The following is a 3,463-nucleotide window of genomic DNA, read 5'->3' as shown; positions in this document are numbered from 1 at the left end:
TTCCACAATCGCGCCCGATTGTTGAAGTTCTAAATACTGTATCTGATTAACTAACGCCCTCGTTACTTTAATTACAACGACCTTTGCCTTTCACCATTAACTAATTCCACCATTTTTATCACAATGAAATTCTATTTCTATGGTATGAAAAGAAATAATACCACTTTGTGAATATTTTCCTCCTACAGGAATTTTATATGGGATACCATCATCAATTAGTATAGAGTCATGTCCTGTCTGACTCCAACTTCCATCATTACCCTCTACTTCTGAAGATATAGAGTTGATTTTGAAAATAGTTGTCTTCCATCAGGTGTATTAGAATTTAACTCCCGCGCATTTTGGGTCTGGGGATGTGATGTTACGCTTTTTGCATCCTATAAAGAGACAAGCACTGTATTGTTGTGCATGGCTACCGCCTAAGAGCATATGCACTGCTATTCCAGATACTTTTCTCTTTTTATTCAACTAACAAGCAGGAGGATTATTGAAGAAGGAGAAAATAAAGAAGGAATAGATGGTATTTTTAGAATATTATGGTAACATCGAGGTTAAACAACCATAAAATGATAGGAGGGGATTTTTTACTAATGAGAAAATTATTGGTTTTTTCAATTGTATTGGTTATGTTTCTCTTAGTCGCTTGGCAAAATGAAAATACAACTAATGAAAATACAATCATGGATGCTTTAAATAAAATACATAAAGAAAAAGGCTTCTTTGAAGTTCTAGATGTGATTGAAACAGTTAAAGTAGACGAAGATAGAACTCTTGTAGTTTATACGGAGAAAGTAAAGGGGCAGGAAGAGCTTTTTATTGCTTATGTATTAAGCAATAATAAAAATTGGAAAGTTACAAGTGCACTCAGTCTGGGAGTGCTATCAGAAGATGTATTTAAGACATATACAGAAATTGATTTTATTGCTGCTGGGTTTCAAACAGGAGTAAGTCAGCAATTAATAGATAATAATGGCAAGGCTCGCATTGTTGAATTAGAAAACAGTCAATATAAATTTCGGATTGCGGTTAAATAGAGATCATCGAAAGATGGTCTTTTTTTATTTGTTAACGCTATCTAAATTTTAAGTTGATTTTTTCGGAGTATAAAGATTAGGGGAAGAATCGCGCCCGATTGTTTGGTATAATTCTTCACAAAAATCTAGGAAGTAACAAATACACAACAAGGAAGAGACTCACGATCCCCCAAACTGTGGTTCCCGCTATCCTCCAAACTATGGATTGGGTAGCTGAACTTTGATGGACCTCATTTTCCATATTTCTTGTTATAAAAGCAAGAACAACAAATCCGATTATGATGAACCCAACAGCTATCCAAGATAATAAATCCACTTTTTATCCCCCTTTGTTGTGAATTACCTTCTAAACCTGCTACGTAGTTCAAATGCATTCCTTCACAATTTTTATACGTTTCTTAGTGCAAAAAGTTTCGAAACACTTAATCAACAATCTGGCCCTAAAATGGAAAATGAGCGTTTATCCTTGTTCAAGGAAAGCGACCAATAATTGAATAAAAATCAGTTTCTATTAGCGTTTTTAGGAATAAATAGGCATCCCTTTTTTAAAGTCAAATATTATGAGATGCATGTTCCATTTGTAACTGGCTCATCGGGTTTTAAAAGAACAACATCCCCCTCTTCCGGAACCCCCCCTATTACCAATACCTCAGATTTAAACCCTGCAATACGCATTGGAGGGATATTAACTACTCCTACCACCTGACGCCCACAAAGTTGTTCAGATGAATATCTTCGTGTAATTTGAGCCGAAGAATGTTTTATACCGATCTCTTCTCCAAAATCAATTTGTAGTTTTATAGCAGGTTTTCTTGCTTCAGGAAAAGGTGTGGCGTTAATAACCGTGCCTACACGAATATCTAATTTAAAAAAGTCCTCAATTTTTGCCATAGAAATATAACCACCTTTTAATCATTTTTTTAATATTACTCTTTTCTGAACCATCTTAATCTCCTTTTGACCACTAGAATTTTTGGACGACCATATTAATATTCCGATTCCTAGCATTAAGAGGAAAATCCCAAACCAAGAAGTGATAGTTAAGTATTCATCTACTATTAAAACCCCTAATAATGCTGCTGTTAATGGTTCTGCTAACGTGAGCGTCACAGCATTGGATGATGAGACATGGATAAGTCCTTTGGCAAAAAGTAAATATGCGATCCCAGTCGCCACAATTCCAAGTTGAAGACTTACACTTACACCTCGGAAACTCATTATCCAAGACATATCAAAAATAAATAAAAACGGAGATAAAAAAATTGCACTAAGAGTGAAAATGACTGCTACTACTGATAAAGACGAATGGTTTACAACCAAATTTCTACTGATAATCGTATAACTTGCAAAGGATAACCCAGCCCCTAATGACATTAAGATTCCAACAGGATCTAAATATGCTGATTCTTTGTTACCAAAGAGCAATAGACAACCTAAGATAGATAAAAAAGTAGAATACCACCAAACTTTAGAAGGACGAATTTTTAAAAATAACCATTCTATGAGACCTGATAAAATCGGCGCACTCCCAATGGCTACTACTGTTCCAATGGCCACTCCTGTAATTGAAACTGCAGAGAAAAATAATGGTTGATACAATGCCATACTCAAAGAAGCTAATATTGTTGTCTTGACTGGCCAATTTGTAAAGTTGAATTTTCCTGTTATTAGAACAATTATGACTAAAAATATTCCTCCGACTGCTAAGCGAGTAGCCCCGATCACAATCGGGTGTGCCGTTTCTGGTGCAAGTGCCTGTGTTGTACCCGTAGTCCCCCAAAGTATTGCGGCAAGTAATACTAAAAAAGGAGCTAATTTCTCCTTCATTTTGTTCACCTCAATAAAAAAAGATAAAAAGAAATATAAACTTATAATAGAAAATTCCATGAAAAATTTTCTATACCAAGTTTAATATACTTTTTATCTATTATTAAGAATTCTAAATTTTTGTGGAGGTAGCCCCTCACAACGGACAAACCATCTAGAAAACGACGAAGAATTCTCAAAACCTAATTCTTCACTAATCTTCGACATGGACCATCCTGTTGAAATCAAAAGTTGTTTGGCCTCATTCAAACGAAGTTCAGATATATAAACTTTTGGGCTTTTACCAGTTTTATCCTTAAACCAAGCGGAATAATATACTGGATGGTAATGCTCTATCTTTGCTAAAGTTTCTAGTCTAATTGACTCTTTATAATGTTTATGAATGTATTCAATAGAAAGTGGCTTAGAAATTTGAAGTTTGCTGGTAACATATCTTGTCAAATCTACTAAGGAGGATGTGCTTTCCTGACTCTTCGCCTCTTCCAATAACAAATATCGGATAGAACCCCATTGTTTATCCAACCGTATGTACATGTCACTCGTATTCTCTGGCAAATATTGTATTGGAATATCTAAAATTAAGAATTCATTTCTATCCATAG

At 34.7% G+C, this 3,463-nt stretch carries 5 protein-coding genes; 1 reads left to right on the top strand and 4 read right to left on the bottom strand.

Translation table 11 applies throughout. The features are described 5' to 3' along the window. Positions 1-590 precede the first annotated feature (590 nt). The gene (locus tag V7164_RS23535) at positions 591-1,034 is read left to right on the top strand and encodes a hypothetical protein (protein WP_335355402.1); all 444 of its coding nucleotides are present in this window, start codon (positions 591-593) and stop codon (positions 1,032-1,034) included. Between the two features lie 115 nt (positions 1,035-1,149). Here the strand turns inward: V7164_RS23535 and V7164_RS23530 are convergent, their stop codons facing one another. From V7164_RS23530 to V7164_RS23515, 4 genes are all read right to left on the bottom strand, one after another. Then, a complete protein-coding gene (locus V7164_RS23530; protein WP_335347750.1) occupies positions 1,150-1,350 on the bottom strand; it encodes a phosphate starvation-inducible protein PhoH in 201 nt (66 codons plus the stop codon). A gap of 242 nt (positions 1,351-1,592) precedes the next feature. Continuing rightward, positions 1,593-1,925: a chaperone CsaA gene (gene csaA / locus V7164_RS23525; protein WP_335347749.1), complete on the bottom strand. Its 333-nt coding sequence runs from the start codon at positions 1,923-1,925 to the stop codon at positions 1,593-1,595. 21 nt (positions 1,926-1,946) lie between these two features. After that, a complete protein-coding gene (locus tag V7164_RS23520; RefSeq protein ID WP_335347748.1) occupies positions 1,947-2,861 on the bottom strand; it encodes a DMT family transporter in 915 nt (304 codons plus the stop codon). Positions 2,862-2,954: 93 nt separating this feature from the next. Next, on the bottom strand, positions 2,955-3,463 hold a 509-nt coding region (locus V7164_RS23515), incomplete at its 5' end, for a helix-turn-helix domain-containing protein (RefSeq protein WP_335355401.1).

The sequence above is a fragment of the Bacillus sp. JJ1474 genome (assembly GCF_036965225.1).
Classification (GTDB): Bacteria; Bacillota; Bacilli; order Bacillales; family Cytobacillaceae; genus Cytobacillus.
This window is presented reverse-complemented; position numbering and strand designations above follow the sequence as displayed.

What these genes read in the sequence shown, in the direction of transcription:
- V7164_RS23520 (WP_335347748.1), bottom strand. Translation starts at nt 2,861, where the DNA reads ATGAAGGAGAAATTAGCTCCTTTTTTAGTATTACTTGCCGCAATACTT.
- csaA (WP_335347749.1), bottom strand. Translation starts at nt 1,925, where the DNA reads ATGGCAAAAATTGAGGACTTTTTTAAATTAGATATTCGTGTAGGCACG.
- V7164_RS23535 (WP_335355402.1), top strand. Translation starts at nt 591, where the DNA reads ATGAGAAAATTATTGGTTTTTTCAATTGTATTGGTTATGTTTCTCTTA.